Genomic DNA, 25,947 nt, shown 5'->3' on the forward strand with positions numbered 1-25,947 from the left:
GACGAGGGCTGGACCCCAATTCCGCGGCGCCATCTGAAATTCCCAAGCATCGTGGTCGCGAGCCGCAATGATCCGCTCGGGAAGTTCGAACGAGTCGGCGAGCTGGCGCACTCCTGGGGCAGTCGGTTCGTCGACGGCGGTGAAGTCGGGCATCTTGGACCGGCGGATGGCTATGGAACGTGGCCACTGGCGGAGCAACTCGTTCAGGAACTCTGAGGGCAAGCGCGACGGCGTCGGTGGTAGCCAATATTCGGCGATGCCGTTGTGTTGACAAAGGCTGCGCCGAATCAGGCCATCCAGTGCCCGACCGGACCGATGCCGGAATTCAGGCTGCCGTCAGCCAGGCCACTTCGCCAGCACGTCGCGGATGATCTGTGCAAAGGCCTCGGCCGACTGGCCGCCCGAGACCAGATAGCGGTTGTCGAAGATGATCGATGGAACGGATGGATACCCATCGCCTGGAATTCCGCCACTTCGGCGCGCACCGCGTCCGCATACTCGCCGCTCTCCAGCACGCGTCGCCCTTGAGTGGCATCGAGCCCCACCGATTGGGCCGATTCCAGCAGCATCTCATGATTACTGGGGTCCTTGCCATCGCCGTGATATGCCTTCAGCAGCGCCTCCTTGCACACATGGGGCGTCTCTCGCCGACGAGACCTTATATCGCTTTGAGTGCGGGATGCCGAAACCCGTGGTCGTTGCGCGTCTTCCTGTCGACGCGCATGCGCCTTATCCCTTCGTGAAGATTTCCAGAAAATGCTTGCTCGGATCCTCGAAATAGATTCGGCGACAGCCATCCTCCGTGCTGACCTCGCCGGGGCGGCGGCGGTAGGGATCCGCCCAGTACATTAGATTGCGCGCCCGGATGCGGGCGAAGCTTTGCTCGAATTCGGCGTCGCTGATCAGGAAGGCATAGTGTTGCAGGGCAACGTCGCCTTCCGCGTCCATGAAGTCCAGGGTGACATCGTTGTCCAGCCGTACAGCAAGAAACGGCCCGAACGGCACCGCGGCGGGACGTCCCAGGATCTCGGAGAGGAAGTCGGCGGACTCCTTCTTGTCGCGGGAAAAGACGATGGTGTGATTAAGCTGGATGGCCATGTCGCAATCTCCGAATTGGGGGGTATCTGCAAGGGACCAACGTGCCAGCCTGCGCGGTGCGGATACCAACCGTTACCGCGCCCCCTGGCAGGGTACATGGTAGCCACATTTCACAGGTATTGATTGAGACGTCATCGGTCCTCGACGTCTGAACAGCCGCAGTCCATACTTTTTTCGCCAAGCCCGCGATCCCCCGCGGCATATTCCAGAAAAAGCACAATACAAGACATGCGGCAGGCAAAGCGGCGCGCATCCTGGCGACCAGACGCCGTACACAAGACCGACGGTGCGGGCAGCGACCGCAGATGCCGCGAAGCGCCCGGTCCGGACAATGGTGGAGACATGAAACACAAGTTCCTGAGGCTTGCGGGCGCGCTCGTGCTCGGTGCTGCCCCCGGGCGGCACAGACAGGGCAACCCGCCCCAATATCCTGCTGATCGTCGCCGACGATCTCGGGTATTCCGATATCGAAGCCTTGGGCGGGGAAATTGCCACGCCGAACCTGGACCGCCTAGCGGGCCTGCAACGCAGCCGGACGGGTTATGAGGGATACCTCAACGAGAAGGCATTGTCGTTCCCGCAACTGCTGAAGGACGCTGGTTATCGCACCTATATGACCGGAGAATGGCACCTCGGCGTCAAGGACGAGCACGGGGTCAGGGCCCGTGGCTTCAACCGCGGATATGCCATGCTCCGTGGGGCAAGGACCGCTGGGAGCTGTACGACCTTTCGGTCGACCGCTCGGAACTGCATGACCTGGCGGGTAGCCGGCCGGACAAGCTGAAGGAGCTGATGGCCGCCTACGAGGACTACCGAAAGGCAAACGGCGTGGCGGAGTTCGACGGGCTGGCACAGCGCAAGGGCTATAGCAATGGCACGTCCTACTACGAGGATATTCGTGGGTTGGACAAGTAGCGCTCCCAGGGCGAGCGTGACCGTCCTGCTGGTCCTGGCGGTGCAGGGTGCAGGGCGCAGGCGTCAGCGTCGCACCGACGGTTGCGACGGGGGGCGGCACCTTCGGTGCTGTACACCGCTCGCCTGGCCCAGACCGACAGCCTGTGCGAGAGTTATTGCGGTGTACCGGAAGGCTTCGGGCCCGGCAGCGCTGGCCATCCGAACCGGGCCGGCATGGTCCGCCTTCTGGGCGGGACTTTCCGAATGGGATCGGCGCAGGGGTATCGCGAAGAGCACGAGGTCTCGCCCGGTCCCGGCGGGGAGATGGCGGCCTTGCCGATGACGATGTGTTCGAAGCCGGCCGGTGGATCGAGATATATGGCTTGTGCTGAAGTCATGGCATTCCGTCCTACCGACCGGAGCGATTCCGCCCGGTGGGGTTTCAATGGTGCATCGGACTAGACAATAACGGAACTGTTCACGTCAGCGAGAGTGTTCGCCCCAAGCATAGCCATATCTCGATCAACCTCGTCGCGCAAAAGAGTAATGGCGTGGCGAACGCCCTCCGATCCACCAACGGACGCAGCGTAGATAAAGGGCCGCCCCAGGAAGACAAAGCGGGCCCCCAGTGCCAGTGCTTTCAAAACATCACCGCCTCGCCGGATTCCGCTGTCCATCATGACGGTTGTCTTGTGCGCGACGCTTTCACAGATTTCTGGCAATACGGCAAGCGGCTCCACGGCACCGTCCAGTTGGCGCCCGCCGTGATTCGAGACGATGATGCCGTCGGCGCCCAAAACCACGGCGCGTTCTGCGTCGGATTTGTGCAAAATTCCCTTGATGACCAGATTGCCGCGCCATCTTTGCCGGATGCGTTCGATGTCCGTCCAGTTCAGGTGATCACGGCCTGTTGTGTCGCGAATCGCCGAAGCCGACAAGATCGGTGCGCCGCGCGTGGCAAAGGAGTTCTCAAAATGCGGCATTCCGCTCGAGAGGAGCGTTCTGGCGAACGTTCCCGCCAGCCAGCGTGGCCGGGACACGCCGTCGAATGCCAGGCGGACGGATGGCCGCAAGGGCAGCGAGAAACCAGTACGAACGTTGTTCTCCCGGTTGGCCCAGACGGGAATATCCACCGTCAGGACCAGCGTGCCGAACCCTGCCGCGCAAATCCGCTCAATAAGCGCGTCCCGACGCATGGCATCGCCCGGCAGGTACGCCTGGAACCACGTGCCTGGTGCGGCAGCGTGAACGTCCTCCATCGGAATCAGGGACGTGCCGCTCATGATTGCGGGTATCTGCTCTTCGCGCGCAGCTTGCGCCAGCACCACATCGCCACGGTAAGCGGYAATCGCRCTGATTCCGACGGGCGCTATTCCAAACGGAGACGCGTAACGCTGCCCGAAGATCTCGGTCGCTTGCGATCGTCCTGAGACGTCGACCAGGACCTTGGGGCGAAACCTGACCTCGTCGAATGCCGACCGGTTGGCGGTGAGCGACTTTGCATCCTCCGCGGCGCCGGCAATGTAGCCAAAGATAGGACGCGGTAGGCTTTTCCTTGCCGCGACTTCAAAATCGGCAAGCGAGAGGATCGGTCGTAGTCGTCGATGAATCTGACGGTTGGCGCCATAGGCAGGCTTGGCAGGTATTCCAGCGCTCGGAACGGCTTGGCTTTCTGCAACTTCTGTTAGAGATGTCATCTTGATTTGAAGTGTCTATCAGGCCCAACCGCTATCACTATCAGCCACGCCGGATCACATTGATAATCAGGCGAACGTGCCTCGCTGGCGCATCAGCTCGCGGAACAGCGCCGCATTTTTCTCGAACGGCGCGCGCCCGTGGAGGTAGAAATAGTTGTTCAAGACAACCAGGTCGCCGACGGGCAGCGACACTTCCCTTGTTCCCGGTGAAGCCTCCATGGAAGTCGACAGGTCGTTGAGAAATGCAGCCTCCTCGCGATTGCGAGGCTGTACGAACTGATCGATGAAGGACATCGACAAGCCGAACTCGTTCTGGAAGAAGAGCGGGCGCTCGACCCTATCGCTGACATTCTTGGATCCCGGCGCCTTGTAGAGGAACGGCTGCGTCCCGAGACGGTGACTGACAAACCTGCCACAGTCTTCCCAATCGTCCAGATGCAAGAATCGGGACTCCCCGCCAGTTGCATTCTGTTCTGCGAACTTCATCATCAACAGCCAGTCCGTCGCTTCGGTAACGAAGGTGCCATCGGTGTGCATCGTGAAGAGTCGATAGGCTTGGCGCAAATAGGAGTCGCTATCGTCCGTGTGCTTGACCACGAAGCGAGCATAGTAAGTGCCCGACATCGCATCGTGGTTGCCGGGGCCCAAGAGGTGCCCAATGGCAGTGCCGAAGCGAACGAAATCGTCGGCGTCCGTCGTCAGCCCCTGGAGGCCTACCGTAAAGCCACCGTGCTGCCGATCCTTCACAATGCCGTTGATGGTTGTAGCGAAGTCTTCGCCGATATGCTTCGCGATCAGGTCCGCGAGCCCGTAGCGCATGAAGGGAACATACTCGAGATTTTGAACATCGACCTTGCGTGCGTCATGCAGGAACCCAAGAACGGCATCGCGCTCAACGGTCACATGCAGGATGCGATGGTGATCTGGGTGGGCAGACACTTGGAAGCGGGACTCGTCATTGCTGGCAAGCACTGACGCAGGAAGCGGGGCATTCATTGGTAGCTCTCCGGGATGTTGTAGGGTGCTATTTCATCTGGAATCTTTGATATGATCCAGATAGAAAGCAGTAATCTTTGTTCCGCAATTGAGATTAAAACGATGATCGACGTTCGCCAGTTGCAGTGCTTCGTCGCCGTGGCGGAAGAGCTTCACTTTGCGAAGGCGGCAGATCGTTTAGGTGTCGCACAATCAGGGCTCAGCACCCAAATCCAGCGCCTTGAACAAGATTTGGGCGTCACGCTCTTGAACCGCAACAAAAGGAAGCCGGTGTCACTTACCGACGCGGGGCACCTGTTCCATGCCGAGGCTGTTGCTGCGTTGCGGCACATTGAGCGGGCCGACCAGGTGGGGCGCCTGGCTGCCCGAGGGCTGGCTGGCGTCATCCGTGTGGGCTATGTGGCATCTGGCGCAAGCAGCGGCCTGTTGTCCATGATGCTGAGCGAGTTTCGGAAAGCGCATGAGATGGTCCGGATCGAAGTCGTGCCAATGGAAACGCCAAGGCAGCTCGAAGCGCTCAGCGATGGCCAGATCGATGTGGGCATTGTCAGGCCCAGGCGACTCTATCCGGCTGGCGTTATCACGAAGGTCGTACAGACTGAACGTCTGCTGGCTGCAATGACAGCAAGCCATCCTCTTGCAAGGCGAGGGACAGTCTCAGCGCGGGCGCTAGCGGATCAATCGTTCATCGTCCCTCAGTTTACGGACGAGGAAGGCTTCGGCGATGCCCTATCCGCCCTGGGAAAAGCCGGAGGCTTCACGCCTCATCTGGAATATCGTGTCCAGGATTTCATCTCCGCAATCTGCCTCGCGTCCGCGGGATACGGCGTGGCCATCGTGCCTGAGTCGATGCAGAATTTCTCCCAGCCAGGCATCTTCTACACTCAGATCGCCGACTTCAAATTCTCAGTGCATCTGGCGCTGGCGCATAGGCGCCGGGAAATATCCCCGGCGGTACGAGCCTTTGTGCAACTCGGAACTGAGGCTCTCAATGGCCGTGCTTCGTAGACTCGGCAGCGCGCTCAGCCGTGTCGCGCTTCCGCGACGTAACACCATCTGCCGATGAGGAACACGGTGAAGGGCAGAATTGCCGCGAACGGTAGCCAGCGCAAGGCAACTTGAAGACCAACCGCGTCCGCTACCATACCGGTGATAAAGGGGCCTGCTGCGAGGCCCAATATATTGTTAAACAGCGTCAGAGTGGCAAATGCCGAGCCGTGAATGGCTGGCGGCGTGGCCCCGGCAATGATCGCGCTACAGGTGCCGAACGAGCTGGCAAGGAAGAACACCCCGGGCGCAAGGAGCGCGAGTTGCAGATTACCCTGTGGCAAACGGAATGCGATCGCCAGCAGAGTGCCTAACACGAGGCAGTAACCAATGGCCATGTTCCACCTCTTGAGCGACGAATCCCCGCTGATCCGATCGGTCATCACACCGCATATGAGTTGGCCCAGGCCGCTGACAAGGACAAGGCCGGCCGCCAGTGTGGCCGCTTCGCTGACAGGCATGCCCCAGTAGCGATTCAGGTAGCTGGGCAGCCACACGAACAGCGTGCCTTGAACGAAGATCTGCAGGGCGCAGCCGAGGTAGGCACAAAAGACAGACCGGGACGGGAACAGGCCAGAGAAATAAGCGCGCGGTGTCAGTTTCACATGCCCGTGCACCGCGGTTCCGTTTGCATTGTCCGGTTGCGCACTTGCGAGTTTTTTCTCGGTGACCACGAAGTAATAAATGATCACCAGCGCAAAGCCAAGGATCGCCATCAGGCCCATCGACCATCGCCAGCCAAAGTGCGTCGCGATGATGCCGGAAAGCGAAACACCGAGTACGGACCCAAACGCTGCGGCAGACGTGAAGCCGCCGGCAATGGTAGACCGCATGTGCCTGGGGAAGATGCTCATGAGCATAGCGAATCCGACACTTCCGTAGGCAGCCTCGCCGACACCAACGAACAAGCGTGCGACGAGCATCTCGTGGTAGGTGCTGGCGATGGCGCACCCGAGCGTGGCAACACTCCACACCGCCACCATCAGTGCAATGCTTTTGACGCGCCCCCAGCGGTCCGCGATGATGGAAAATGGGAGGGTCAGCACGCCGACCGTCAACGGCACCACGCTACTAATCGAACCGAGCTGGGTATCGGAAATCTGCCACTGCAATTTCAAGAGTGGAAACAAGGCATTGATCGCCTGCCGCGACATGTAGTCAGACAGTAGCAGGCAAAACATCAATGCAAAGACCACCCACGCGTAGGGTCGGGCACCAGTGGTGGCCGCAGCCGGCTCAGCCGGCATCGCGTTACTCGTAGACACGTTCAATTTCTGTCTCCTCAGGACCTCTAGCGTCGGATCATCTAGCCCGGCGCTACTTCCCGCTTTACCTTGCACGCCTTGAACTTGGCCATTTATGACAGTCATCCGCTGACGCAGGGGAGCCGAGGTCGGGGCCAACCTGCACGCTCTGGATATCTGAGCAGGGTTTTCCCTTTGCTTGCGCGAGTTGGTAATAACTTGTCGCGAACGGGCAAGCTGGTTGACCCGATGCGATTCGAGAATAGACGAACAAGCCTTTCTAAACACGTAAAGCATCGCAATCAAAAGGGATAGACATGAAGAAGCAGATCAATCACTCAGGATGGCGCGGTTGCGCCTTGGTAATTGGTGTTGGTGTTGGTGTCGCCGGGGGCGTGTCCGTGGCCCAAGCCCAGGAGGCTTGGCCCAGCAAGCCGATCCGTCTGGTGGTGGCGGGGCCTGCCGGCGGCAGTGCCGACGCGTTGGCTCGGCTGCTGGCGCAAGGCCTGCAGCAAAAGTTGAGTAAGCCCGTCATCGTAGAAAACAAGGCGGGTGCCGCCGGTGCACTGGCGATCGGCGATTTGCAGTCCAACGGCAAGGATGGCTATACCTTCCTGGTTATCCAGGGCGGTGTCGTGAGCGAAGCGCCGTTGGCCTACAAGGTTCATTACAAGCCCTTTACGGACCTGAAGCCCCTGGCCCAGATCAGTCGCACGGGGCTGGTGCTGGTAGCCAACAAGGATGTGCCCGTCTCCAACCTGAAGCAGCTGGTGGACTATGGCAGGTCGCAAAAGGACGGCCTCGTTTTCGCTTCCTATGCTACGGGATTGAAGGGCCACACGTCGGGCATACTGCTCGGGCAACTCACGCATGTGCCAATGCGGCATGTGGGCTACAAAGGCTCTCCTCCGGCGTTGAACGACCTGATGGGTGGCCACGTGCCCCTGATGTTCGATGGGGTGACTACCTCTTTGCCGCTGATCAAAGCGGGAAAGATCAAGGCGATTGCGTTGAACTATCCGACCCGGATCGCTGAATTGCCGGATGTGCCTACTTTCAAGGAGCTCGGTTACCCGCAACTGGCGCAAGCAGGGTGGTTCGCAGTGTGGTCCCGCCCGGATGTCGTACCGGCAGTCCAGGAGAAAATCCGCGAGATAACACTGGCGTATTTCAGGCAACCCGCAGTGCAGAACCACGTCAAGGACATGGGGATGGAGCAGGGGAGCGCCGCTACGTCCGAGGAGTTGATGGCGGACCTGAAGCAGGCATACCTGCAACAGTCCACGCTGCTGAAGTCCATTAACTACCAGCCAGACTAATAAGAGATTATTCGGCGCAAACTCGCCATTGCAGTCCGAATGGGCTTTGCGCAATCATTGAGCCAGTGTGCATGCGGCATCGTCGATCCGGCGATGTCCCATCGCTGGGGGAGGGGCTGGGGGATAGGGCGGGCTCTCGCCGCATGCGGACGTCTGGCGGAAAGCCGGCCGCCCGCCCTGCACTGGATGCTACGGCAGGTGAGCATACGGATCGTGGCCGTCGAGTCTGGCTGGTCGTCCTTAGCGGGCGCTGCCGTCTTCAAGTCCCGCAGGCCCGCTCCCTTTTTTTCTCGGCCTGCAGCACGCCGCGGTGGGTTCGGTCACGAGAGTTCGCGAATGAACTCATTGGCTTGCGGCCACTCGCCATAGCCTGAAGCGGGATTCAGATGCCCGACTTCGCCGAGTTCGACGAAGCGGCTGCCCCACGCCTGCGCCAGGCCGCGGGCGCGGTCGAGACGAGTCAGAGGATCGTTGCTGCTTGCCGCAACAATGCTCGGAAACGGCAAAGCGCAGCGAGGGATCGGCAGCCAGCCATGGTCGCCCAGCGTGTTGAGCGTCGGATAGCCGGCCGGCATGGACGTCTCGAGGTCGGCGGGTGCCGCAAGGAGGGCGCCGAGAATCTCACGTGTGGCGCCTCGGGCTGCCCAATGGGCGACCATCATCGCGCCTGCGCTGTGCGCCACGATGATCACCGGCCCCTCGACGGTGGCCAAAGCGCGATCGATCGCGTCGACGCGGGCAGCGCAACTCAGCTTGTCTTGCTCAAGCGGGGCGACGCTGACGACGCGAGGCAGCGCCGCCGCCAGCAGGGTCTGCCAGTGTTCCGCAACATGGTCACGCAGGCCAGGGACGATGAGAACGGTCGGTGCCGTAGAGGTCATGTCGATCTTTCAGTAAGGCGCGTCACCGRTGATGGCGGTACGCTCCATCTTTCGGTGGCACGGTGGATAATCCATCACTGCGTAGTGCTGGGTTGAACGGTTGTCCCAGAACGCAACGCTGTTCTTCTTCCAACGAAAACGCACTTGGTATTCGGGGATGTTGGCCTGGCTGACCAGGTAGCTAAGCAAATTGCCGGCACCCGGCGCCTTGTCCAGCCCGAAGCGCACGTTGGCCGGCACATTGAAATTTGTGAAGTGCGTCGTAAAGCTTCCATTGACAAACAGCAATTTCTCTCCGGTTTCGGGATGGGTGCGCACAACCGGGTGCTCGGCGTCCGGGTACTGAGCCTTCAGTGCGAGACGCTTTTCGATCGGCATCGCGGCACCGAAGCTCGCCTCGATGCTGTGGCGCGCGCGCAATGTGGCGATCTTCGTCTTGATCTCCTCGGGCAACTGGTTGTAAGCCTCGACCATGTTGACCCACATCGTGTCGCCGCCCACAGGCGGACATTCGACGCAGCGCAGCACGCAGCCCATCGGAGGCTTTTCGCGCCAAGTGGCATCGGTATGCCAGGAATTCTCGTTGCGTTCGGGGGGGCTGTCCGGGGTCTTGTAGATCTGAACCAGTCCTGGGTAATCGGGATGGCTGCCTACCACCGGGTGGTCCTCCAGCTCACCGAAGCGGCGCGCAAAGGCTACGTGCTGCGCGCGCGTCATGTCCTGGTCGCGGAAGAACACTACGCGATGCTTTAGGAGCAGCGCCCGAATTTCCGCCATCTGTTGGTCGTCCTCGGCAGCCGCGCCAAGGTTGACGTTGCTGAGCTCCGCACCGATCGTGCATGTGATTGGCTCGACCCGGATCGAGTTGCCCAGCGAGGTTGCGCGGACCACTGCGGGTGCCGCCTTGAGGTGTTGAATCATGAACGTGTCTCCGCTTGTCGGTTAGGCCGATCGATCCTTGCGAGTTTGGATGTCGCGGGTATCTCCCGCTTGACAGTACATGACAGGGATTTATCATTCCATGTCAATGTCCTCCTAAGTTCTCCAATGGCGTCACTTGTCCGCGCTGCGGCCCTCACCAACTACAGCGAGGTCGCTCGAGCCTCCGGACTGGATCCGGTGCGGATGCTCTTTGACGCGGGCTTGAGTCCGAGCGTACTGTGCGAGCCGGACATCATGATTCCAGTCGAGTGTGTCGGAAGGCTGCTTCAGGCGTCCGCAACCATGTCAGGCAATGAGAGTTTCGGACTGTGCATGGCCGAGTCGCGCCTTTTGTCCAATCTTGGGCCGGTAGGATTGCTGATCCGCGATCAGGCGACGCTGCGCGACTCGCTTCGCATGCTGATGCGTTATCAAGCGTCGCTCAACAGTGCGTTGTCGCTGGCGGTCGAGGAGTGCGATGAACTGGTCATTATTCGCGAGGTGGTAATGGCTGGCAAAGCACATCAACCCACGCGTCAAAGGGTTGAACTGGCGCTAGGGGTCATGGTGCGTTTGATACGTCAACTCCACAAGCCCGACTGGGAGCCGCGGCGCGTATGCTTTGAGCACCCGGCGCCGCGCGATCTGAGTACGCACCGACGGTTTTTTGGCCCTTGCGTCGAATTCGACTATGACTTCAACTGCATTATCTGCGCGAAGGCCGACCTCGATGCACCCAACCCGTCCGCGGATCCGGCCATGGGGCGCTACGCGCAGCAGTTGATAGACGCGTCCTCCATGGCGCAGCAGGCGACAATGCCTGAGGACGTGCGGCGCATGATCCTGCTGCTGTTGCCCAGCGGGCGCTGCAGCATCGAACAAGTGGCTGAGCATCTGGGCGTGGTGTGCCGAACGGTCCAGCGCCGGCTGGCGGAGCATGGGCAAAGCTTCTCGTCGATCGTGAACGACATCCGTACGGAGCTCGCCATACGCCATGTCAACGAGAGCGATCGTCCGTTGACGGAGGTCGCGACCCTGCTCGGTTTTTCCGCGCCGAGCGGATTCTCGCGCTGGTATCACGTGCAATTTGGCTGCAGCCCGAAGGAGAGCAGGGCAGCACGCGGCACATTGCGCCGGCAGGCGGCACCGACCTGAGCATAGCCCTGGCAGAGCGTAAGCCGCGTCAGGCCCTGTCATGTACGGACGCTCTCTTTGCCGGATTCCGCAGGTCTTCCGTCTCGCCAGCCGCGCGACGCGTGGCGAATTGGCGTTCGAGCAACCTGCTCTCCACTCATCCTCTCTATCTGCAGGTTGCCAGCGAAGACCGCGATATCTGCTCGCAAGTATGGTCCCGCGAGGCAGCGGCTGTCCCGCCGGGAGACATCAGCGCGGGTTGGCAGAGTCTCTAGAGCCCGCGACCGTTCCCGATGGCGCGGCCGTTCGTGCTGCTGGCAGACGTCCGCCTGGCGCTACGAAAGTCCATTAGTGTGGCTGGACCCGACGTTCAAATGACTGCGTGGTCGAGCTGACTTACGACGCTTCATGGCCGGCTAATGCCGTTGCACAGGCGTGTGGTTTAAGGAAGTCGACGAAGCCTATTCCACCCAGGATTGTCACATCCAGGCACGCGGCGTGGCTTGGCGGAGGTAGCCGTCGCGGATATTGCACAAAGAACACCGGCGCAGCCACCGGTAGATACCCACTAGTTGACCAGCCTTGCGGCGAGCGTTCGCCGCCGGGCAGGGAGTTTAGTCGCCACTAAAGCCTAATGGCTCGCGGCGTAGGCTAACCGCGAGACGGAACAACCTTGAGTGGCGTAACCACAGCCTGCTCTGTTAATCTCACACAATTTTGTGTAGCTGCGACGACCTCGCAGCGAGCACCAAACAAGCTGTCGCCAATAGGAGCGACATTGCAACGGGAACGGGGAGCAGGGATGAAGGGGATAGTTTTCAATTTGCTGGAAGACGTGGTCATCCGGCACCATGGCGAGGACGCGTGGGATTCCCTGCTGGAAGGCGCGGACCTAGACGGCGCTTACACTTCCCTTGGCAGCTATCCCGATGACGATATCTACAAACTCGTCGGCGTCGCTGCACAGACGTTGGACATGACCCCGTTTGCCACCCTGCGCTGGTTCGGACGCGAGGCGATGCCTTTGCTTGCCAGCCGCTATCCTACCTACTTTAGCGCCCACACCACGACTCGCCCGTTCGTGCTCAGTGTCAATTCCATAATTCACCCCGAAGTCCGCAAGGTCTACCCGGGTGCGGACGTCCCGACCTTCGGCTTCCGCGACGAACCGGACGGGTCGCTGCTGATGACCTACCGTTCCGCGCGGCGTCTGTGCGCACTGRCACAAGGTTTTGTCGAAGGCGCGGCCGACCACTTTGGGGAAGCGCTGAGTTTTGACCACCTCCAATGCATGCATCAAGGTGACCAGAGCTGTCAGTGTCGGATTAGCTTCCTTGGCAAGAAGGCGAGCTAAGTTACCATGAACAGCGTTCAGCAGTTTGAGGTGGAGACCGAAAAACTGCGCCGGCGGCTCCAGCGTGAGCGCAAGGCGCGCATCGAGGCGGAAATCATCGCTGAGAAAGGGCTTCGCGAGCTCTATGAAAAACAACAGCAATTGCAGTTGTTGGAGGCTGTCGCAGACGCGGCCAATCAGGCGATATCCGTCGCCGATGCGCTTCAGTTTGCCGTACGTACGGTTTGCCAGTTCACCGGCTGGCAGATTGGGCACGCGTACCTTGTGGATGGCACCGGGGGCGAGCCACGCCTGCTCTCGACGTCCATCTGGCATGGCGTCGAGGGCGAGCGCTTTCATGATTTCTACCAAGCCACCGAGGCCGTGGACTTTCGGACCGGCGTTGGCTTGCCTGGTCGCGTACTTGCCAGCGCAACGCCTGCATGGGTCATGGACATTGCCCGGGACCCCTATTTCTCCCGCGCCGGCGTGGCTGAGCGGGTCGGGTTGCGGGCCTCCGCTGCCTTCCCGGTGCTGCTGGGCAGCGAAGTGACTGCGGTCCTTGAGTTCTTTGCCGACCGCGTGCTGGAACCGAACGAAAGGCTGCTGCACCTGATGGCGCAAGTTGGTACCCAACTGGGCCGAGTGGTCGAGCGCAAACGTGCTGAAGACCAATTGATTCACGATGCCTTCCACGACGCGCTTACCGGCCTGYCTAACCGTGCATTGTTTGCTGACCGACTTGCCCGTGCCGTTGCTCGCGGTATTCGCCATCGAGAAGTTACATTCGCAGTGCTCTTTGTCGACTTGGACCGTTTCAAGCTGGTCAACGACAGCCTCGGTCATCTGGCCGGCGACACCCTCATCATCCAGGTAGCGGGTCGCATGGCAAGATGTCTGCGTGAAAGCGATACGCTGGCTCGGATGGGGGGCGATGAATTCACGATTCTGCTGGACAGCGTGGCCGACGTGAATGACGCGGTACGCATGACCGAACGATTGATGCGGGCCTTCGAAGCGCCTTTCCAGATAGAAGGCGAGGAGCTCTACGCGAGCGCCAGCATCGGCATCGCCATCAGTTCCTTGGGCTACGAATCGGCCGAGGAAATTCTTCGGCATGCGGACCTGGCGATGTATCGGGCCAAAACGCTGGGCAAGAGCCGCTACGAAGTCTACGACCACACCATGCACGAGCATGCCGTGAGTCGCCTCGCACTGGAAACCAGCCTGCGGCGTGCCCTGCAGAATAACGAGTTTGTCCTGCACTACCAGCCCGTCGTCACCTTGGACAATGAGGAAATTGTCGGTGTGGAAGCGTTGGTGCGCTGGCGCAAGTCGGAAACGGAGCTGGTCTATCCTGCCGACTTCATCCAGGTGGCAGAAGATACCGGCCTGATTCTGTTCCTCGGCATGTGGGTGCTGCGCGAGGCTTGCAAAACGATGGCCCACTGGCACAAGGAGTATCCCCGTACACCCGCACTGACGGTCAGCGTCAATGTCTCCGCGCGCCAGTTTGCCCAGCACGACTTTGTTCAGCATGTGGGCAGAGTGTTATCGGACACCGGCATCAATCCACGCACGGTCAGGCTGGAGATTACGGAGAGCATTACCATGGTGGATTCGGAACGGACCGTCGCCGTGCTCACGCAACTTCGTGAACTAGGGGTGCGTATCAGCATCGACGATTTCGGCACGGGTTACTCCTCCCTCAGCTACCTGCACCGCTTCCCGCTGGATATTTTGAAGATTGACCGGTCCTTTGTGGCTCAACTCGACCGTGGCCATGAAGGCTTGCAAGTTGTGCAGACCATCATGAGTCTGGCCCGCAACCTCGGCATCGAGGTGGTCGCCGAGGGTACCGAAACGCAAAGGCACGTGACGCACCTCAAGTCGCTGGGCTGCGATTTCGGGCAAGGCTATTTTTTCTCCAAGCCCCTGGAATCGGTCGCCCTTTCTGCGCTGCTGGAGGCGCAAGTGCCACAGAATACTGAGGCAACGCTCGATATTGACGCGTGTGATTCTTCCGCGGCCAATTGAGCGCGCGGCAAGTAGACTCGAGGCGGCGGGCTTGCCTCCACAGGAGAGTGACAGTTCCATTTTTTGGCCTTTGGATTTCGATGCGGCATTTTTGAGATGCGGCCCAACTTCTCGGCAAGTGCCTCACCGCCGCGGCCACAAGGTTTGCGCTTTCGTGCGCTGCAGCAGTCGACGGTGGCCGTAACCCTTTCACAGTCTTCTCCGGAGCCCAGATTCTTCCCACAGCCATAGGAAGACCGGCAAGTAACTTGGGCGCGCCCCCAAGAGGGCCTGCGTCCAAGATACGCCCTTGTGCTCTGCAGAGCATACGGGCGTATCCCGGCCAACCCTCCTTCTTAGGCTCGCGAGTACCAGCACCGGTGCGACGAATAGTGCCACCTGGACGCTCGAGCCGACCGCAATGGAGAACGAGAGGTCGACGCGATTTCTCATGGCTGCGGTAATGGCCGATGCATGCTCGGCGGCATTTGCCAGGATCGCCACCACGAAAACACCGACGAATATGTCGCTGAGGGCGTAGTCGCGCATCATGGGGGCAAGCGCACCCACCATGATCTCGCTCATCCACGCCGTCCCTACGGTGGCCGCTGCGCGTGTCGCAATCGCCCGCGCTACGGACGAGGAGGGTTGATTCTCCACGCCTTCCGGAACTACCGTCTCCGTTTCGTAGGCGCTGCGGTACAGCACGAGGCGAGCGCCGGCATTCCATGCGCCCCGCATCGATCGTCCCAATGCGGCCGCGGGGCGCTCCTCCGAAGACATCGAACTTCCTTAACTCGTTAGTCGAAAGAATTCATCACGGCATCCCCGCAAGTCGGATAACCGGGGATATGCTCGCCTAAACCTTGCGCGATCGGGTGATGCGAACGAAGCCGCTTGAGGGTAATCAAGCGAAAGATGCCGCATGATGGTGACCCGGTCCGACACCGATGAAGCAGATCGCTACCGAGATGAACGACAAGGACTGGAGGGTACAGACGGGGAGGGGCAGAGGTAGGGTAAGACCGCGAATAAGCCCGACAACAGCGCCGACGGCAGACGCCGGTCAGCGCAGCATCGATGAGCGGCTGCATTGTCCCTTTGCATTCCTGTCCTTCTTTTCCTTTAGTGAGGCCGACGAAATGCCTCTCAGTTTCTAATTGCATGAGGACGGAGAGCCACGATGAATCCGATGTTCACTGTGCTGCTTACCGGCCTCATCGCATTGGGCACGGCTAAAGCGCTTGCGGATTCTCCCAAGGCGGCTCGCGCGCAGGAATTGGCTGCTACCGCCGACACCATAGGACAGGAGCCCGGCAGTGCGGATTTCATGCGGGTCACCTCCGTTGAAGGTATCACCGAGTATCGACTGCCCAACGGACTACGTGTCCTGCTGGCACCGGACGACTCTGTCCCCCGCACAACTGTGAACATCACTTACCTAGTCGGCAGCCGGRACGAAGGGCGAGCGGAAGCGGGCATGGCTCATCTGCTCGAGCACATGATGTTCAAAGGGACGGACACCCTGACGGCCGCTTCTCTGCGGGAAGAGTTTGCACGCCGTGGCATGAGCGCCAACGGCACGACTACCGTCGACCGCACCAACTACTTCGCCACCTTTCCGTTCAGTGAGGACAACCTGGATTGGATACTGCGCATGGAAGCGGACCGGATGGTCAACAGCCGACTCGAGGCGGTCGACCTGCGCAGCGAAATGCCCGTGGTCTTGAATGAGATGGAGATCGGACAAACTCAGCCGCAGAGGGTATTGCTTCTGGCCTTGAATGCCACTGCCTACCAATGGCATCCTATGGCAGAGCTACTATCGGCACGCGACATGATCTGGAGAACGCTTCAATTCCGCTGCTACGCGCGTTTTACAAGCGCTACTACCAGCCCGACAATGCCGTGCTGGTGGTTGGCGGCACGTTCGATCCGGCATGGGTGCTGGCTACCATCGCCCGCCATTTCGGTCCGATTCCCCGTCCCGAGCGCACACTCATGGCCGCTGTCACCGCCGAGCCCGCGCAGGAAGGTGAGCGTCTCGTGACGCTGCTCCGGGCAGACGACACCCGAATCATCGGCGCGATGTATCACGTTCCGCAAGCCGCGCATCCCGACGCTGTGCCGATGTGGCTGCTGCTCCAGGTGCTGAGTGGCCCCTCGGGTGGGCGTCTGAACAAGAGTCTGGTCGATGCCAGGAAGGCCTCCAGCGTATCGGCGGAGATCGGCGCCATGCGTGACCCCGGCACGGTTCTCTTCCTTGTTGAAGTCTCTAAGGGGAAATCGCTGGAGTTGGCCAACGAGGCCTTGCTGGAGCAGGTCGAAGGTCTCGCAGAGCGTCCGGTGACTACCGTCGAGCTCGAGCGCGTGCGCGTCGATGCGCGCAATGCGATTGACAGGGTGTTCAGGAACCCCGACGCGCTGGTTATGCAGTTGTCCGAAGCGATTGCATGGGGGGATTGGCGTCTGTGGTTCCTTCTTCGCGATCGCGTGGAGAATGCTAGCGTCGAGGACCTGCAGCGTGTGGCCATGCGGTATCTGCGACGTGCAAACCGCACGGAAGGCAGGCTGATTCCGGGCGAGCAACCACAACGCGTCGAGATGCCGCCGCCTACAGATCTTGCGCACCTGCTTGATGGCTATCGCGGCAAGCCCGTGGCCGCGCCGCCACCGCAATTCGATCCCGCCCCGGAGAACATCGAGGCGCATACGCAACGGTTCACGTTCTCCAACGGAATGAAATTGGCAATGTTGAGTCGCCCAACTCGCGGTGACATTGTCACCGGAATGTTAATTCTGAACATGGGTACGATCGACAGTCTTAAGGGGAGGGCTCCTGTCGCCGAGCTGACTGCCGCCGCGTTGACCCACGGTGCGGGCGGCCGCGACCGCGAGCAGCTCGCGGACTTGCTCGCCAGGCTCAAGTCCACCGTCAACATCACTGCGCAAGCGGATCGCGTGACGATTCGATTCGAAACGCACAGAGACCAGCTCGCAGACTTCCTTCCGGTGTTGCACGATATCCTGCGTAAGCCCGCTCTGGACACCACCGATTTTGACGACATCAAGCGCTCCAGCATCGCCGAGATCGAGCGCGTCGGCAATGCCCCGGGCATGCTGGCGTCTGTCACGATGGACCGACACGACAATCCCTACCCGCCTGGCGATCCGCGCCATACGCAAGATCAGCGTGAGCGCATTGCAGGCGTGGACGCGACGCGCGTGGATGACATCCGTGATTTTCATCACAGGTTCTACGGCGCCAGCCACTCGCAGTTGGCGCTGGTGGGCGACTTCGACGTAGACGGCGCGAAAGACCAACTCGAGAAGCTGTTCGGTGACTGGAGCGCCTCCGAGCCCTATGTCCATGTCGATCGGCCCTACCGTCCGATCACTCCTGCGACATTGACGGCCAAAACCACGAACAATGCTAGCGCCATCTACTTGGCCCGCATACCGATGGCCGTGACCATGAGCTCAGCCGACTATGCAGACCTCGCCATCGCCGATCGAATCTACGGTGGCAAGTCACTGCGTGGCAGGCTATCCGAAAGGCTCCGTCAGAGCGATGGCATCAGCTATTCGGCCGGTAGCTCCTTGCAGATCAACGCGATCGACACGGCAGGCAGTTTCACCATGCAGGCTTCCTTTGCGCCGCGCAACCTGGAGCGCGTCAAGCGTGCCGCCGAAGAGGAGCTCGCGCGCTTCGTGCGGGACGGAATCACGGCAGAAGAGCTTGCCGACGCAAAGAGCGGATTGCTTGAACAAGGCACCATTGCGCGAACGCGGGATAGCGTACTGGCACAAAACCTGGCCGACCAACTGTCCGTTGGCCAAACCATGGACTTCACCGCAGAGCAGGAACAGCACGTGCGCACGGCCACAGTCGCCTCGGTCAACGCTGCGATCCGCAAATACATCGTGCCGAAGCGTGTCATCAGCGTATTTGCCGGCGACCTGAGGTCCGGAGCGGCGAAAGCCGCGCCGGCATCGAGATAACATACCCTCGCCAGAGCGCGCTTCCTCACCCTCGCTGAGCAAGAAGCTACCGGCTTGGCGCTGTGGCGGTCTATTCTTTACCTGCGGCGGGATTCTTGTGGGGGTATCCCCGGAATGTCCCGATATATCAACTGGTTGTCCCATAATGTCAAATGGCCGGCCGCGTTCTCGCCAATACTAGTGCGGGTACCTAGGAGGACTCCGCTGTTACCTGAATTGCGCTCTGGAACAATGCGATTGCGAACTGCAAAGCAATTTCACTCTGCCGGTACGCCGTCACAAATCAATAGTTGAGGAGAAAAATGGTCCGACTGAACTTCCTTGTAACTGCCTTGGCCTTGTCGATAACCCTGGCTAACAGTGCCGTTATCGCGCAGCCTTCACAACAGACGACACCATCGACTTCGTCGGCTACCACGGATGTCAACGAAGTACCGCAGCCGCCCAAAGGAATGACGCCGGCCGAAAGAAAGAAGTGGTTCAGCGAACGCTTCAGGGAGGCCGATGTTGATCATGACGGCAAACTGACCCGTGAAGAAGCACGCGCTGGCATGCCTGAGGTCTACAAGCGCTTCGACCAGCTTGATACCAGGAAACGCGGTTACGTGACCGAGCGGCAAGTGGGTGCAGCCTGGTCAAAATTGATCAAGGACGATATGCAGAAGAAAAATCCAATCATCAACTAGGAGACCGCGCCAAAGCGGGGGCCGACGACCGGACCGCTGCTGAGAGGACAATGAGGCACCTGCATTCATGGCTTCCGATCCTGCGCCGGCGACCTCCGTCCTGCAACTTCGAATTGCTCTGCGCGGCTTGAGCCCGCCGGTCTGGCGGCGTTTGCTCATTCCTGAGCGCGTCACGCTGGCTCGGCTCCACGAGGTCATTCAGGCAGCCATGGGCTGGACAGACGATCACCTGCACCAGTTCATCATTCGTGGCCGGCGATATGGCGAAAGCCGCGATGGGGCTCTGCAATTTTCCGCGGCGGCAACCGCGCTGACGCCGGGCGCATTCGCTCTGTGCGAGCACGAGGCCTTCGTCTATGTGTACGACTTCAATGCATGGTGGCGGCACGATATCCGCGTCGAGCGGCGCGTGCTGAGGCAGGACATCGTGCGCGCTCTGATGGGCGGGCAGCAGGGCCCGTTCTCAGGAACTCTTCAAGAACCCCAATTAGGCAGTCGCTTTTCTACAAAGGCCGCAATCCCTTCACGCGCATCGTCGGTGTCTGCAACGCGACAGAACGTATCGACCGCGTAGGAAACACCACGACGGTAGTCGCTGTCGACGGCCCGATGGAATGCTGCTCTGCCAATGTTCATCGCAGATGCCGACTTGGCAGCTAGGGTCGAGGCCAGTAACCGCGCCTCCTCGAGTACCTCGTTCGCTGGCACGACACGATTCACGAGATGCAACGCCTGCGCTTCGTTCGCGCCGAAGGCACGCCCGGTGAAGAGCAGATCGAATGCCACGTGACGGCCGACAATGCGCGGCAAATGGGTGAAGTGGATTGCCGGGAGCATGCCGACTTCGATTTCGGGGTATCCGAAGCTGGCATCCTCGGCAGCCACAATCAGATCGCAGGAGATAGCCAGGGTCATGCCGCCTCCGCGCGCAGCTCCACTCACCGCGGCGATAGACGGCTTGCCCAGACGATACTGCGCTTCGGACAACTGGACGTAGAGCTTGTCCAGGAGCGTGTGAACGGTGTCCGCCGAAGCGCCTTGCAGTGCGGCAATATCAAGCCCGGCGCAGAATCGTTTCGGTACCGCACTCGCAACGATGACGGCCCGAACCGCGTCGTCAGAGGCCGCACGGTCCAAAGCCCGAATCAGCGCGTCGACCATCGGAACGGTGAGGGCATTGACAGGAGCGTTGTCGAGGAGGATTTCGGCGACGTGATCGCGGACAGTGTAGGTAACCAAGGACATAGTCTACTCAATACTGGTTTGGGGTCTAGGCGGCTGCGATCGCCGCAGCGGAGGTTACCGTGCCGGCGCGGTGCATACCTTCAATCTGCTCAGGCGTAAAACCAGCCTCGTGCAAGATTTCGTCAGTGTGTTCGCCGAGCAGCGGGGCTGGACGGCTTGCATGGCGTGCTTCTCGGCGGAAGCGCACGGGCAGGCCAACATTCGCGACGGTGCCCAGGACGGGATGCTCCGTCTCGACGATCAATTGTCGGGCCTGTACCTGAGGGTGCGCCAGAGCCTGGTCCAAAGTCTGGATCTGCGAGCAAGGCACGCCTATTTGCCGGAGCGCTTCCATCCAGTAAGCGAGCGGCTGAGTCGAGAGGCGCGACTGCACTAGATCGACCGTTCGGGAGAAGTTCCGTACCCGAGCGGCATTGGTAGCAAAGTCCGGATGGTCTACCCAGTCCTCGAGACCCGCCACAGAACAGAAGCGCTTCCATTGCGAGTCATTGCCAACTCCGAGCATCAGCGGCGCATCGGCTGCATCGAATGCCTGGTACGGTGACATCGACGGATGTGCTGTGCCCATCCGTTGTGGTGCTTTTCCGCTACGCCAGTAGTTCTGCGCCATATATCCCATGAAGCCGAGGGCGGTCTCCATAAGCGCCACTTCCAGATAGGTCCCTTTTCCGGTTGTGTGTCGTTCGAGCAGGGCAGCCAGGATGCCACTGAGGGCGTGCATGCCTGTGCCGATGTCAACGGGCGAGAAGCTCGCCCGTGCAAACTTCCCGCCGGGCTCCCCCATGGTGCTGATCATCCCACTGAATGCTTGCAACATCACGTCATAGCCGGGCTCGTTACCCAGGGGGCCATCGCGCCCGTAGCCGGATATCTCGCAGTAGATCAACCGGGGATTCACGGCGCTCAACGTGTCGTAGTCCACGCCGAGTTTCTTGGCGGTACCGCCACCGAATCCCTGCAATACCACGTCAACGTTGGCCGCCAGTTCTTGCACGACGCGTTGGCCGGCTTCGGTTTTGAGATCTAGCGCGATGCTGCGCTTGTTGTGATTGACGGCCAGGAATACGGCAGACTGGCCCGCATCCTGAGGAAGCCAGCCGCGCGTGTCGTCGCCCGAACCCGGCGGCTCGACTTTGATGACATCTGCGCCCAGCTCACCGAGGTATTGGCCGCATAGGGGGCCGGCCAGGACCTTGCTCAGGTCCAGAACCCGAATGCCTTTCAATGGTTGCATGGTTTGAGTTTCCTTTTTATTCCGGCTGGATGCCAAGACCGCGCGCGATGTTCGTCCAACGCTCGGCGTCTGTTCGGACGAAGCTGACGAGCTGGTCGGGACGTGTCGGCATCGGTTCGGCGCCGCGATTGCGTAGCGCTGCAACGTAATCGGGGTCGTTGACTGCCTTTGCCGCAGCCGCTCGCAGGCGGTCTACGACCGCCTTAGGCGTCTGCGCGGGGGCTTGCAGGGAGAACCAGAACTTCAGGTCCGCGCCTGGATATCCCGCCTCCTTGAGCGTCGGCACGTCCGGCAGCATCGGAGAGCGCTGCGAAGAGGTAATGGCAAGTGGCTTCAGCTTGCCGCCCTGGATCTGGCCGATGCACGTAGTGAATGAGTCGAACACAAAGTCGACCTGGCCGGCCATCACGTCCGTGAGAGCCGGGGAGCTACCTTTGTACGGCACCGCTACCGCTTTGAAGTCAGCCTTTTTCTGCAGCAGAGAGCCATAAATGTGCGGTGATGATCCAGCGCCAAAGGTTGYGTAGGTCAGAGCGTCGGGCTTCGCCTTCCCGAATTGGACCAGATCGGCAAGCGTCTTTACCTTGAGTTTGTCGGGATGGATCACTAAGACGTTCGGCATCGAGCCTGTCGTCGCGATGGGCACGAAATCTCGTCCTGGCAGGAAGCGCGCATGCGGGTACATCAGCGGGTTCACAGCTTGCATCGCTACGGTGTTGTGCAGCAGGGTGTAGCCGTCATTGCCGCTATCGAGCACATGCTGGGCGCCAATGTTGCCGCTGGCACCAGGGCGATTGTCGATGACGACTGGCTGGCCCAATTCTTTTGACAGGGCCGTCGCCAATAGGCGGGCAATGAAGTCGGTGGGCCCGCCAGCAGCAAACGGCACAACGATCCGGACGGGCTTGGTCGGCCAATCAGCGGCGAAGAGGGGGCTTGCCATTACGGAGGCGACTGCCCCCAGCAGCAATGTGCGTCGTGTCGGATTCATCATCGTGTCCTATGGTTTTGCCCGTAGCATGACGACCTGCCGGATATAAGTCCAAGACAAGTTTCGGATATCCGATATAAGATTTCGATATGGCCAATTCGCCGAGGCACTTCATGGCTCTCGAACTTCGTACCCTGCGGGGATTTGTCACAGTCTGCGCAGCGGGTTCCATTTCTCGCGCTGCCGAGCGCCTGCACATCGCGCAACCTGCGCTAAGCCTCCAGATGAAGAACTTGGAGGAGGAGTTCGGAGCGGCCTTGCTTGAGCGAACGCCGCGCGGGGTCGTGGCCACGGCCGCAGGCGAGATGTTGCTCGCACATGCGACCGATATCCTTCGGCGCGTGGAAGTGGCGTACGAAGACATTCGGACAGCGATCAAGCAACCGCAGGGGCGGGTAGCCGTCGGGTTACCGCAGTCGTTGGCAAAGCTACTGACCGTGCCACTCGTGAAGGAAGTCTGCGCGGAATGGCCGGGGATTGACCTGCAAATCATCGAACAGAGCACCGGATACATCCCGCAAGGGCTGCTGACCGGGCATCTGGATATTGGCATGACCTTCGGCGGTACGCCCGAGCCCGGGCTGCGCGCAGATCGGGTGCTCGAAGAACGCCTATTGCTTGTCGGGCCGCCCGGCGAGCTCTCGGCGCACGGTCGAAACGGAATCAACGCTGCTCTCAGCGTGCCGTTCTCGCGATTGGGTGACTACCCATTGATTCTTCCCGCCGGACTGCATGGTCTACGCAGCCTCATCGATCGGTTCAGCGCATCCCAAGACACCGAACTTCAGGTCATTGCGGAAGTGAATGCGATTCCGGAGCTCATAGCCCTTGCTGCTGCGGGGGCGGGCTTCACAATCCTGTCTCACGCGTCTGTACAGGAAGAGTGGCGAGGTGGCATCGTATCCTGTGCGCGAGTCGCTGAAGAGGGGTTCACGCGACAGGTCTACCTTTGCCGGGCCGCGACGCTACCCGCGTCGTTGGCCGTGACGACGGTATGGCAGCGTCTTCTCGCAATAACTGGGCGGTTGGTAGACGGCGGACAGTGGCCAGTCCATTGCTTTAACGCGCGCGGGGATAGCGCTGGGAGTTAGTACTGAGAGGTTCAGGAAGTTCTCCCGCCCAGGTTCAGTACCTTGCGCCAGAATGAAGCTTGATGGGCTGCGGTGGTGGCGCCCAGCCTGCTCGGCAAGATTGCCATATGCGGTGGTCGCTCGGCTTCGGCTATGCATTGACGGCCCTTGGCGCAGCAGGGCGTTTTACTCCGAATCTTGAATATCGAGTGCAAGACTTCATTTCAGCAATCAGTCTGGCATCGGCCGGTTATGGCGTCGCGATCGTGCCGGAATCGCGATGCAGAGCTTTTCCCAGCCCGGAATCGTGTACTAGCGTATCGCGGACTTTCACTTTCCGATTCAGTTGGAGTTGCCGCACCGGCGTCGCGAGATATCACCTGCAGTGAGGTCTTTCGTTCAACTAGCCCTCGCTACGCGCAAGCCARGAACCAATCGCTAGCCCGCGTGAGGCGCTGGCACGACACCAGCGCGCGTCGAAGGCTTCTCTGACCATAGCTTCGCCTTGGCCTTCAGCCGCCAACAAACTTTGTGTACCGGTACTCTCTGCTATGCACGAATATCACGTGTTCTGATCGAGATTCGGTGCGCCGACTCTGTACCGACTCGGCGCCAAGTGCCCGATAGTTTTTCGATATACCCGAATCGCCATTCCATATTAGTCAGACTGCGGTCCTATCCATAGACTGAACACAGTCTCATTCAACAGGAGTCGAAATGGACAAGAAGCGGGTTGACCTCTACTGGGATGTAGGTAGCACCAACACCTATTTTGCGATCAAGCTGTTCAAGCCGATCCTCGAGCGCCACAACGCCGAGCTCGTCCTGCATCCCTACAATCTGGGGTACGTATTCCGGAACAATGACTACGAACTCATGAAAGAGTCGAAGGCAAAGCTTCGTTATCGCAAGCGAGATCTGATGCGCTGGGCCGAGAAGTACAATATTTCGTTCCAGATCCCCCGGCAATTTCCCATCAAGTCCAGCAGGGTTCTCCGTGGATCTCTCGCAATGCGACGAAAGGGCTTGGAGTTGGCGTTTGTCGAGCAGGTCATGGAGGCGTACTGGGAACGCGGTGACGCCAGCATCGTCGAGTATGCCGGGTTGCGACTGATTGTCGAGTCTCTTGGCGTAGACTTCGCATGGTTCGAAGAGGTCGCCGGAAGCGAGGAGATCGGCGCCGAACTTGCTCAAAGCACGGACTCAGCCGTTGAGCGGGGAGTCTTTGGCGTGCCGATGATGTTCGTGGGTGACGAGATGTTTTGGGGAAAGGACCGCCTCGATTTTATGGAGGAGGAGCTTGCGCGGGTAGCGTAGGCGAGATCCGCGACGGGTTGGCCAGCGACGCCGTGCCTGCGCTGGCCACGCCAGTCCATCAGAATTATGGACCTATCCAACGGTGCGCGGTCGCTCATCGACCTACCCGGATTCCCACCTTGCTTCGGCAGACGGGCTCGTCAAATCGACGTCACTCCGTTCGCAATCTCGACGCCGGACCAAGACTGACCTCGCATTGCCTCAAATCCCTTTTCCAAAGAGAACTTGCACCCGCACAAGCGCTTTTTCGATCAAGCGCGATTGCAGGATGCAATACGCCTTCTTGAGGTATGCTTGAATTGGGCAGTGTCGAAAGACCCTGCCCATAGGGGAACTCAAACGATCCGGCGCTCTCGGAGCCGTAGAAACTCAGCTGCATCTACCCCAGCCATATTGCGCAAAATCTCTTCGGTGTGTGCGCCAGGAACCGGGGCCGGGGCGTCATAGCCAACCTCCGCGTGACCAAATCGCAAGGGAAACGATGCAGCCTTGACATCCATGGTTGCCTCAGCGAGCGGATTCCACAGTGACACGGCCATGTTCCGTGCGACGATTTGTTCCCACGCGAGCACGTCGTCGATCGTCCTTACGGGGCTGCATGGTATCTTTGCAGAGTGCATTTGCATTTCAATCTCCGCAGTGGGGAGCGACGAAGTCCATGCCGATACGATCTCATCGACCGTCGCGTTGTTCGACAGGCGCCATCCCACGGACATGAAGTTGGAGTCTTCCTTGAGGTCAGCGCGTCCCATTAGGTCCAGCAGTGTGCTCCAATCATCGTTGGTGGCAGTGCCAAGAGTCACCCAACCATCCGCACTCTTG

24 protein-coding genes and 2 pseudogenes are annotated in these 25,947 nt (G+C 60.1%); 14 read left to right on the top strand and 12 right to left on the bottom strand.

Annotation, left to right across the window (positions count from 1 at the left end):
• Positions 1-216, top strand: a 216-nt coding sequence (locus AC1DO7_RS22595; protein WP_477116590.1) for an RBBP9/YdeN family alpha/beta hydrolase, incomplete at its 5' end; no start/stop codon positions are given.
• Positions 217-336: 120 nt separating this feature from the next.
• Here AC1DO7_RS22595 and AC1DO7_RS22600 read toward each other — a convergent pair.
• Positions 337-626: pseudogene (locus tag AC1DO7_RS22600) on the bottom strand (DsbA family oxidoreductase); the annotation flags it as partial.
• A gap of 103 nt (positions 627-729) precedes the next feature.
• The gene (locus AC1DO7_RS22605) at positions 730-1,098 is read right to left on the bottom strand and encodes a VOC family protein (RefSeq protein ID WP_441622027.1); all 369 of its coding nucleotides are present in this window, start codon (positions 1,096-1,098) and stop codon (positions 730-732) included.
• Between the two features lie 385 nt (positions 1,099-1,483).
• On the opposite strand from AC1DO7_RS22605, the gene AC1DO7_RS22610 reads away from it, so the two are divergent.
• Together AC1DO7_RS22610 and AC1DO7_RS22615 are read left to right on the top strand one after the other, a co-directional pair.
• Positions 1,484-1,882 carry a sulfatase-like hydrolase/transferase gene (locus AC1DO7_RS22610; protein WP_441622029.1) on the top strand — a complete coding sequence of 133 codons (399 nt, stop codon included), beginning with the start codon at positions 1,484-1,486 and terminating at the stop codon, positions 1,880-1,882.
• A gap of 8 nt (positions 1,883-1,890) precedes the next feature.
• Positions 1,891-2,013, top strand: a complete 123-nt coding sequence (locus AC1DO7_RS22615) for a hypothetical protein (RefSeq protein ID WP_441622031.1) — start codon at positions 1,891-1,893, stop codon at positions 2,011-2,013.
• 437 nt (positions 2,014-2,450) lie between these two features.
• On the opposite strand, the gene AC1DO7_RS22620 is transcribed toward AC1DO7_RS22615, so the two are convergent.
• Together AC1DO7_RS22620 and glaH are read right to left on the bottom strand one after the other, a co-directional pair.
• Positions 2,451-3,689, bottom strand: coding sequence for an alpha-hydroxy acid oxidase (locus AC1DO7_RS22620; RefSeq protein WP_477116591.1), 1,239 nt, complete (start codon positions 3,687-3,689; stop codon positions 2,451-2,453).
• 66 nt (positions 3,690-3,755) lie between these two features.
• On the bottom strand, positions 3,756-4,685 hold the full coding sequence (gene glaH / locus AC1DO7_RS22625; RefSeq protein WP_441622035.1) for a glutarate dioxygenase GlaH: 930 nt from the start codon (positions 4,683-4,685) through the stop codon (positions 3,756-3,758).
• Between the two features lie 51 nt (positions 4,686-4,736).
• Between glaH and AC1DO7_RS22630 the strand changes: the two genes are divergently transcribed.
• Positions 4,737-5,693, top strand: a complete 957-nt coding sequence (locus tag AC1DO7_RS22630; RefSeq protein ID WP_441622037.1) for a LysR family transcriptional regulator — start codon at positions 4,737-4,739, stop codon at positions 5,691-5,693.
• Positions 5,694-5,707: 14 nt separating this feature from the next.
• On the opposite strand, the gene AC1DO7_RS22635 is transcribed toward AC1DO7_RS22630, so the two are convergent.
• Entirely contained in the window at positions 5,708-7,003 is a 1,296-nt protein-coding gene (locus AC1DO7_RS22635) for an MFS transporter (RefSeq protein WP_441622039.1), read from the bottom strand.
• A gap of 290 nt (positions 7,004-7,293) precedes the next feature.
• On the opposite strand from AC1DO7_RS22635, the gene AC1DO7_RS22640 reads away from it, so the two are divergent.
• Positions 7,294-8,295 (top strand): Bug family tripartite tricarboxylate transporter substrate binding protein, encoded by a 1,002-nt coding sequence (locus AC1DO7_RS22640; protein WP_441622041.1) that lies wholly within the window; start codon positions 7,294-7,296, stop codon positions 8,293-8,295.
• Between the two features lie 320 nt (positions 8,296-8,615).
• Here AC1DO7_RS22640 and AC1DO7_RS22645 read toward each other — a convergent pair whose 3' ends face one another.
• Together AC1DO7_RS22645 and AC1DO7_RS22650 are read right to left on the bottom strand one after the other, a co-directional pair.
• Positions 8,616-9,176, bottom strand: a complete 561-nt coding sequence (locus tag AC1DO7_RS22645; RefSeq protein WP_441643533.1) for an RBBP9/YdeN family alpha/beta hydrolase — start codon at positions 9,174-9,176, stop codon at positions 8,616-8,618.
• Between the two features lie 9 nt (positions 9,177-9,185).
• Positions 9,186-10,097 (bottom strand): TauD/TfdA dioxygenase family protein, encoded by a 912-nt coding sequence (locus AC1DO7_RS22650; RefSeq protein ID WP_477116592.1) that lies wholly within the window; start codon positions 10,095-10,097, stop codon positions 9,186-9,188.
• A 126-nt stretch (positions 10,098-10,223) separates the two neighbouring features.
• On the opposite strand from AC1DO7_RS22650, the gene AC1DO7_RS22655 reads away from it, so the two are divergent.
• The 3 genes from AC1DO7_RS22655 (at position 10,224) to AC1DO7_RS22665 (ending at position 14,601) form a co-directional block, all read left to right on the top strand.
• Positions 10,224-11,252: an AraC family transcriptional regulator gene (locus tag AC1DO7_RS22655; protein ID WP_441622047.1), complete on the top strand. Its 1,029-nt coding sequence runs from the start codon at positions 10,224-10,226 to the stop codon at positions 11,250-11,252.
• Between the two features lie 781 nt (positions 11,253-12,033).
• The gene (locus tag AC1DO7_RS22660; RefSeq protein WP_477116593.1) at positions 12,034-12,585 is read left to right on the top strand and encodes a heme NO-binding domain-containing protein; all 552 of its coding nucleotides are present in this window, start codon (positions 12,034-12,036) and stop codon (positions 12,583-12,585) included.
• A 6-nt stretch (positions 12,586-12,591) separates the two neighbouring features.
• On the top strand, positions 12,592-14,601 hold the full coding sequence (locus tag AC1DO7_RS22665; protein WP_477116594.1) for a putative bifunctional diguanylate cyclase/phosphodiesterase: 2,010 nt from the start codon (positions 12,592-12,594) through the stop codon (positions 14,599-14,601).
• A gap of 189 nt (positions 14,602-14,790) precedes the next feature.
• Here the strand turns inward: AC1DO7_RS22665 and AC1DO7_RS22670 are convergent, their stop codons facing one another.
• Positions 14,791-15,363, bottom strand: a complete 573-nt coding sequence (locus tag AC1DO7_RS22670) for a calcium:cation antiporter (protein ID WP_441622053.1) — start codon at positions 15,361-15,363, stop codon at positions 14,791-14,793.
• A 547-nt stretch (positions 15,364-15,910) separates the two neighbouring features.
• On the opposite strand from AC1DO7_RS22670, the pseudogene AC1DO7_RS22675 reads away from it, so the two are divergent.
• The 4 genes and pseudogenes from AC1DO7_RS22675 to AC1DO7_RS22690 form a co-directional block, all read left to right on the top strand.
• A pseudogene (locus AC1DO7_RS22675) lies at positions 15,911-16,339 on the top strand (M16 family metallopeptidase); the annotation flags it as partial.
• Positions 16,340-16,488: 149 nt separating this feature from the next.
• Positions 16,489-18,582, top strand: a complete 2,094-nt coding sequence (locus tag AC1DO7_RS22680) for a M16 family metallopeptidase (RefSeq protein ID WP_477116595.1) — start codon at positions 16,489-16,491, stop codon at positions 18,580-18,582.
• A 302-nt stretch (positions 18,583-18,884) separates the two neighbouring features.
• Positions 18,885-19,268 carry an EF-hand domain-containing protein gene (locus AC1DO7_RS22685; protein WP_441643534.1) on the top strand — a complete coding sequence of 128 codons (384 nt, stop codon included), beginning with the start codon at positions 18,885-18,887 and terminating at the stop codon, positions 19,266-19,268.
• Between the two features lie 67 nt (positions 19,269-19,335).
• Positions 19,336-19,842 carry a plasmid pRiA4b ORF-3 family protein gene (locus AC1DO7_RS22690; protein ID WP_441622059.1) on the top strand — a complete coding sequence of 169 codons (507 nt, stop codon included), beginning with the start codon at positions 19,336-19,338 and terminating at the stop codon, positions 19,840-19,842.
• On the opposite strand, the gene AC1DO7_RS22695 is transcribed toward AC1DO7_RS22690, so the two are convergent.
• From AC1DO7_RS22695 to AC1DO7_RS22705, 3 genes are read right to left on the bottom strand one after another with little or no spacing between them, the layout of a single operon-like run.
• Positions 19,743-20,513, bottom strand: a complete 771-nt coding sequence (locus tag AC1DO7_RS22695) for an enoyl-CoA hydratase/isomerase family protein (protein WP_441622060.1) — start codon at positions 20,511-20,513, stop codon at positions 19,743-19,745. The genes AC1DO7_RS22690 and AC1DO7_RS22695 overlap by 100 nt on opposite strands.
• A gap of 25 nt (positions 20,514-20,538) precedes the next feature.
• The gene (locus AC1DO7_RS22700) at positions 20,539-21,747 is read right to left on the bottom strand and encodes a CaiB/BaiF CoA transferase family protein (RefSeq protein WP_441643535.1); all 1,209 of its coding nucleotides are present in this window, start codon (positions 21,745-21,747) and stop codon (positions 20,539-20,541) included.
• A 16-nt stretch (positions 21,748-21,763) separates the two neighbouring features.
• Positions 21,764-22,738 (bottom strand): Bug family tripartite tricarboxylate transporter substrate binding protein, encoded by a 975-nt coding sequence (locus AC1DO7_RS22705; protein ID WP_477116597.1) that lies wholly within the window; start codon positions 22,736-22,738, stop codon positions 21,764-21,766.
• A 113-nt stretch (positions 22,739-22,851) separates the two neighbouring features.
• Between AC1DO7_RS22705 and AC1DO7_RS22710 the strand changes: the two genes are divergently transcribed.
• Entirely contained in the window at positions 22,852-23,829 is a 978-nt protein-coding gene (locus tag AC1DO7_RS22710) for a LysR family transcriptional regulator (RefSeq protein WP_441622064.1), read from the top strand.
• A 696-nt stretch (positions 23,830-24,525) separates the two neighbouring features.
• Positions 24,526-25,125 (top strand): 2-hydroxychromene-2-carboxylate isomerase, encoded by a 600-nt coding sequence (locus AC1DO7_RS22715; protein WP_441622066.1) that lies wholly within the window; start codon positions 24,526-24,528, stop codon positions 25,123-25,125.
• A gap of 335 nt (positions 25,126-25,460) precedes the next feature.
• Here AC1DO7_RS22715 and AC1DO7_RS22720 read toward each other — a convergent pair.
• Positions 25,461-25,947 (bottom strand): CoA transferase (locus AC1DO7_RS22720; protein WP_477116596.1); only part of this gene is annotated, 487 nt, incomplete at its 5' end.

It is taken from the genome of Cupriavidus sp. 05N40 (assembly GCF_056397305.1).